Source organism: Prevotella jejuni (assembly GCF_900187995.1).
In the GTDB taxonomy this organism is placed as follows: domain Bacteria; phylum Bacteroidota; class Bacteroidia; order Bacteroidales; family Bacteroidaceae; genus Prevotella; species Prevotella jejuni.
Genome location: NZ_FZNZ01000039.1, coordinates 22,352 through 28,351 on the forward strand (window position 1 = coordinate 22,352; position 6,000 = coordinate 28,351).

Genomic DNA, 6,000 nt, shown 5'->3' on the forward strand with positions numbered 1-6,000 from the left:
TTCTGTTGTTAGCATCGTTAGGGAACTGGGTCATAACCACTGCCTCCCCATGGATTGCATCTTAATATACGCCATATCGTAAGCGCCAAACCCTTAAAAGGACCATGCTTGAGTATTGCTTGCCTGCCATACTCCGAACAGGTAGGGGTGAAACGACAGGAGGGTGGGGTAAAGGGAGATATGAACTGACGATAGAAGAGTATCGGGAGTATTAATAACCACGATAAACCACGTGTGAAAAGACGCCATAGCTTGGCAAAGATGTTTTGAGATTGCACTTCAGATGAGGCTTTCTCTTTTCTCTCCTTCTCATCCATTATATCTGTTCTCCTATTCTTTTATATTGGTTCCTCTATCCTTTTATGTCCGTTCCTCTATCTTTTAATATCTGTTTCCCTATCCTTTAATATTCGTTCTCCTATTCTTTGAAGTAGGTTGCAAACCCGCTGTTCGATGGTGTCGGAGTCCGTCAATTCGTCTGAAAGCCATATAAAAGCTATCAACAACTGCTTATCTGTTAGTTTGTCCACACTTTGTGTGACAAGACGCTTGCGCTTTCGATAGGCTTCACGCACCTGCCGTTTCACCCTATTGCGCTTTACGGCACGCTTAAAATGCTTTTTCGGAACACTGACTAAAAGCTGTACATTAGGCTCCGTGAGCGTTTCTTGCGATGTAGAAACCTCTGACTTACTATCGATTAGTCTGTAAACAGCCTTCAAGGGGAATACTGTCATCGCATGACTTCTACCAGGTCCAAAGAGCGTATCTATGAGCTTCTTGCTGCATAGACGTTCTCCTTTCCTCAGTCTTTCTTCATGTTTTTCCATCCTTGTTAGCCTATGTTTACCGTATGTCCGGTACTGATGTCGGCTCCTTCCCCATCCTTTCAGATGAGGCAGAAGCCGTTATTCTATTTATTCTTCTTCTCTTCTTCTAAGAAAGCACGCAATGCTCCTGTCATAGAAGGATACTCTTTAGATGGAGCTTGGAGGTCGAGTCTCAACCCTTGTGCCTCCACTTCCTTCGCTGTAGCAGGTCCAAAGGCTGCTATCTTGATATCTCCTTGCACAAAGTTGGGGATATTCTCTTTCAGTGCCTTTACTCCTGTTGGACTGAAGAAGACAAGCATATCATAATCAAAGTTCTTTACCTCTTCCTCTGTTAAGCCATTGCTCACTGTGCGATACATCACACATTCCTTGTGTTTGAGCTTATTAGCATCCAACAACTCGCTCAGTGCCTCCGTATGTACAGAACTTTGTGGAACGAGATATTTCTCTGTCTTGTGCTTAGTCATTGTTGGAATGAGGCTATCTATCTTTCCTGTATTACCGAAGAACACCTTACGTTTGCGGTACTGCACATACTTCTGGATATAAAGGGCAATCGTTTCAATCACACAGAAATACTTCATATCCTCTGGGATAGTGATGCGCATCTCCTTTGCAAGGTTAAAATAATTGTCTACAGCATGCCGAGAAGTAAACACCACAGCCGTATAGTCCAATATATTTACCTTCTGTTGACGGAACTCTTTGGCTGAGAGTCCCTCCACCTTAAAGAATGGTCTGAATACCAAGTCAACTCCTAAGTCCTCTTCAATGTCGTAGTAAGGAGACTTATCGCTTGACGGCTTTGGCTGAGAAACCAAGATCTTTTTTATCATCGTGTCCTAAAAGTTTATTATCAAATAGTTATCTGTAATGAACAAAATGCCCCACAATACCATCAGCGGCATCAATTCGAGCGCACAAAAGTACAAAATTATTTGCAGACTGGCCCCCATTCTCTTAAAAAAGATGGTATAACTCTTATAAAAAGCAAGCATTTTGATAAATAACATAACAATTAGTGTATAAATCAATGCAGCATGGAGTGACAGCGAGAAATAAACCTGCAAGAGTATAATAGGGAATAACAAGACCCCTTCAAGAGCGTATAAGAAGATTTGTGTATGCCTCCATTGTCCATTATTTTTCCTGTCGAAGAACACCCAGTTAACGAACCCATAGACCAGATACTTGAATAGGAAATATACGAGGAAGACGCCAAAAAAGCAGCCTATTGCCGCAAGTTGTGAGTCATTCGAGAGTCTACCGCCCCCTACATCACGTACGAAGAAATAATAGAGGATACTACCTAAAAGTGAAGTCTGTGCTATTAAGATAGGTTGAAAGCGTATTTCTTCATTTGCTTCAACGACCGACTCCTTGCTACGGCTACCACGGAAGAAGCTTTTTACTTGCCGTTCAATGAAATTCCTCGATAGAGAGAAGGCTACCATTGCCATTATAAAGCACCCTAAGAGCATTGCTGCAATAACATTGTCATTGCTTACTGCGTATGGAGCAGGGATACCCGACACACCATCTGCGTGAATGTCTCCACGTCCCAACTTAAAGTACTTGTTACCTTTGAAGTATCCTTCTTCTGCAAACTTGAAATCCGTTAGCTGAAACCTCTTCTGTTTTTTAGGGCGCAACAAGATTGACGAGTCAGTGTTCTGACCCGCCTTAGCCACAGAATCAACATTCGCCTTCTGTCCTGCTACTAATGTTTTCTTCAGCAGCAGAGACGGGCGAACAATGGAATCAGTTGTCGGCATTGTCTATTAAAGTCCGAAGGTCTTTTTGATATCATCAACTCGGTCGAGCTTCTCCCATGTGAATAGCTCAACATCAAGTGTCTTTGCGTCATGGTAACGGCTCTCGAAAGTCTTTTTGACCACCTCGTTCTTACGTCCCATGTGTCCATAAGCAGCTGTCTCCAAATACATTGGCTGACGAAGTTTCAATGTCTTTTCGATAGCCTTTGGACGTAGGTCAAACAGCTCCTTAACCTTTTCTGCAATCTCACCATCAGTTGCTTTCACATGTGAGCGACCGTAAGTATTCACATAAACACTAACTGGCTCGGCAACACCAATGGCGTAAGCCAACTGGACGAGTATCTCATCACTCACACCAGCTGCCACCATGTTCTTAGCGATATAGCGTGTTATGTAAGCTGCTGAGCGGTCTACCTTACTTGAGTCCTTGCCTGAGAAGGCACCACCACCATGGCCACCTTTACCACCGTATGTGTCTACAATAATCTTACGACCAGTCAGACCCGTGTCGCCATGAGGTCCACCAATCACGAACTTACCTGTTGGGTTGACAAGATACTTTATATCATCATTGAACAAAGCCAGTACTTTCTCTGATTTAATCTGTGCTTTCACACGTGGCATGAGAATCTCAAGTACGTCTTTGTGAATCTGTTCTACCATCTCTTTATCGGCCTTCAACTGTGCCTCACGTGAGTTGTCTGCTGGCTGAATAAAGTCGTCGTGCTGTGTAGAAACGACGATTGTGTCAATGCGCTGAGGGATGTTATCATCGCTATACTCCACTGTCACCTGACTCTTTGAGTCTGGACGAAGGTAGGTCATGTGCTTACCTTCCTTACGGATGTCGGCTAATGTGGTCATAAGGAGGTGTGCTAAGTCGAGGGTTACAGGCATGTAATTGTCTGTCTCGTTACATGCGTAACCGAACATCATACCTTGGTCTCCGGCTCCTTGGTTCTCTGTGTCGCCATTATCAACACCACGATTGATATCATCACTCTGCTCATGAATAGCAGAGAGAACTCCACAGCTGTTACCATCAAACTGATACTCAGCTTTTGTATAACCTATCTTGTTGATTGTCTTGCGGGCTATTGTCTGAAGGTCAACATATTCCTTAGACCTCACTTCACCCATGATTACCACCTGTCCTGTGGTGTTAAAGGTTTCTATAGCGCAACGTGCATCCTCGTCGTAAGCCAAGAATTGGTCGAGTAAAGCGTCGCTTATCTGGTCGGCAACTTTATCTGGGTGACCCTCAGATACTGATTCCGATGAAAACAAATATGCCATATTGTTATCTTATATTTTATGTTTGAAATTACTGTTAACTCTCTGTTTAAGTTTGCAAAGTTACTGCAACTTAGTGGGATAACAAAATAAATAGGTAAGATTTATGCTTTATTGGCGGGCGATTGATGGATGTTGGGTGTTGAATATCGGGTGTTGATTGATGATGACGGGTGTTGGATGAAGAGTGTTGGGTGTTGACGATTAGTGGTTATTAGGTGTTAAATGACGGTTGATGATGCATGACTTTCTGATGTTTCTATTGCTAAATATGGTCTATTAGGGATGTTCTTAAGCACTTTGGATATATTTTTAGTGTTATTGTCGCATATTTTGCGACGTTATAGAGTCTAATTCGTCGCATAAAGATAAGAAAGGGGTATATCTATACACGAGCGGGTGTTGAAGCTTGATGCCGACCGATATGAGAAGGGTGAACTGTCGTTGCACGATTTGCTCAGTAAGTACTGCGCATATATGGTTGCAAACAATAGAGGATGATAGGTCGCTTTTCCGAGGAAGAGTGGGGTTTTATGGAGGCCCGAAATGGCTGTTTGTGCTATGAGTTTATCGGTGAACTAAGTGAATGTAGTATATTTTGAAAGGCAATAATAAGCGTCAATAACATGAAATGTAAAGCCACTTAATATCGCCTTTCAAGGTTTTGGGGAGTCTTAATCCTTATCTTCTATGATTTCTTTTCATGAAGAAAAATATTTTTTTTCATGAGAAGAAATATTTTTTTTCACGACAAGAAATATTTTTTTTCATGAAAATAATTCGAAAGTTATCGTGTTGTAACGGTAAACACCTTTGTTTCATGAGGTTGTAGGGTGCCTTGCCACGTCTTACGTTGGCGTGTTGTTTTATGCTCCCAGACGTCTCTGAAATTGTATTCTTTCGTGTTCCCAAGGATAGAAAGCGGCAACTGAATGCGCTGAGGAGTGTCAGAAGGGTTCATGATGGCAAGTGCCTGACGGTTACCACTTAGTTGGCGAAGGTAGACACGGCACTTTCCAGGGACGTCAACTCTGTGGGCTACTTCGCCAAGGGCGTCTTGGTTGATAGCTATTATCTCTTTGTTGAGTAGGATGCGACGTGTTTCTTCGTTCTCATGAAGGATGTCGTGGCTCATCGCCAGGGGTGAAGCAAACATACACCACATAGACATTTGGGTCTGATACTCCGTATATGTGCAGCCAACACCACCCAAATCGCTTGATGGACCACCCTTTCCATCGAGTCCAACGACGAGCATGTCCATGTCGAGCCAGTGTCCTGGGCCTGCGTATTTATAAAGTGGTTCGGCAATGTTGATGATGTCGATGATACCCATACCACCCTGTTTCACGATATCTTTCCACATGTCTCGCACGTCAAAGCTCACGCGCCAGAGCGAACCACCAGCCTGTCTTGCCCACTTCTCAGGGTTCAGTTGTCCCCATTCACAGACACCCAAGACAATTTTCCGACCTGAGTTCTGCAGTGCATCAGCCATCTTTTTATAGCGTTCGTGGGCAACAGCGCTGTCAGAAGGAGCGTGACAGTAGTCGTATTTAAGGTAGTCAATCCCCCATTCGGCAAAGGTCTTGGCGTCTTGTTGCTCAAAACCATAACTTGCAGTATAGCCAGCACAAGTCAGCAAAGCAGCATCTGAGTAGATACCGAGGCGTAAACCCTTTGAGTGAACATAGTCGGCAAGGGCCTTCATGCCGCTTGGGAACTTCTCTGGATCAGGTAGGATGTTATTACGTTTGTCGCGTCCTCCCTGCCATGCATCGTCTATGAAGATGTATTTATATCCTGCTTCTGCATAGCCGTCGGCCGCCATCTTGTCGGCAATCTGTCGTATCAGTTGTTCGTTGATATCCTCCTTATATTTGTTCCAAGTCATGAAACCCATTGGAGGCGTCAGTGCTAACGAGTCACGATTAGCTGCTGTTGTGTGTAAGGAGGTTAGGAGAGCGATTGCAAAAAACAATAGCAATCTACGGAATTTAGGGGTCAGTCCTAAAACCCAGTTGCAAGCCTACTCTCTTAAGCACACAATTTCATAAGCCTATATAAAAAGAAAGGAATATCTGTCACCCCTCTGA

The 6,000-nt window shown here is 43.6% G+C and carries 6 protein-coding genes; all 6 read right to left on the bottom strand.

The window, feature by feature from the left end:
* Nucleotides 1–17: 17 nt before the first annotated feature.
* Nucleotides 18–317 carry a membrane protein insertion efficiency factor YidD gene (gene yidD, locus CHB62_RS12385; protein WP_176414873.1) on the bottom strand — a complete coding sequence of 100 codons (300 nt, stop codon included), beginning with the start codon at nucleotides 315–317 and terminating at the stop codon, nucleotides 18–20.
* A 57-nt stretch (nucleotides 318–374) separates the two neighbouring features.
* A complete protein-coding gene (locus tag CHB62_RS12390) occupies nucleotides 375–830 on the bottom strand; it encodes a ribonuclease P protein component (protein WP_089367085.1) in 456 nt (151 codons plus the stop codon).
* Between the two features lie 83 nt (nucleotides 831–913).
* Nucleotides 914–1,669 carry a uroporphyrinogen-III synthase gene (locus tag CHB62_RS12395; RefSeq protein ID WP_089367086.1) on the bottom strand — a complete coding sequence of 252 codons (756 nt, stop codon included), beginning with the start codon at nucleotides 1,667–1,669 and terminating at the stop codon, nucleotides 914–916.
* A gap of 6 nt (nucleotides 1,670–1,675) precedes the next feature.
* A complete protein-coding gene (locus CHB62_RS12400; RefSeq protein WP_089367087.1) occupies nucleotides 1,676–2,608 on the bottom strand; it encodes a DUF4271 domain-containing protein in 933 nt (310 codons plus the stop codon).
* Nucleotides 2,609–2,614: 6 nt separating this feature from the next.
* A complete protein-coding gene (gene metK, locus CHB62_RS12405) occupies nucleotides 2,615–3,907 on the bottom strand; it encodes a methionine adenosyltransferase (protein ID WP_009012995.1) in 1,293 nt (430 codons plus the stop codon).
* Nucleotides 3,908–4,691: 784 nt separating this feature from the next.
* A complete protein-coding gene (locus tag CHB62_RS12410; RefSeq protein ID WP_254919385.1) occupies nucleotides 4,692–5,885 on the bottom strand; it encodes a glycoside hydrolase family 27 protein in 1,194 nt (397 codons plus the stop codon).
* Nucleotides 5,886–6,000 lie beyond the last annotated feature (115 nt).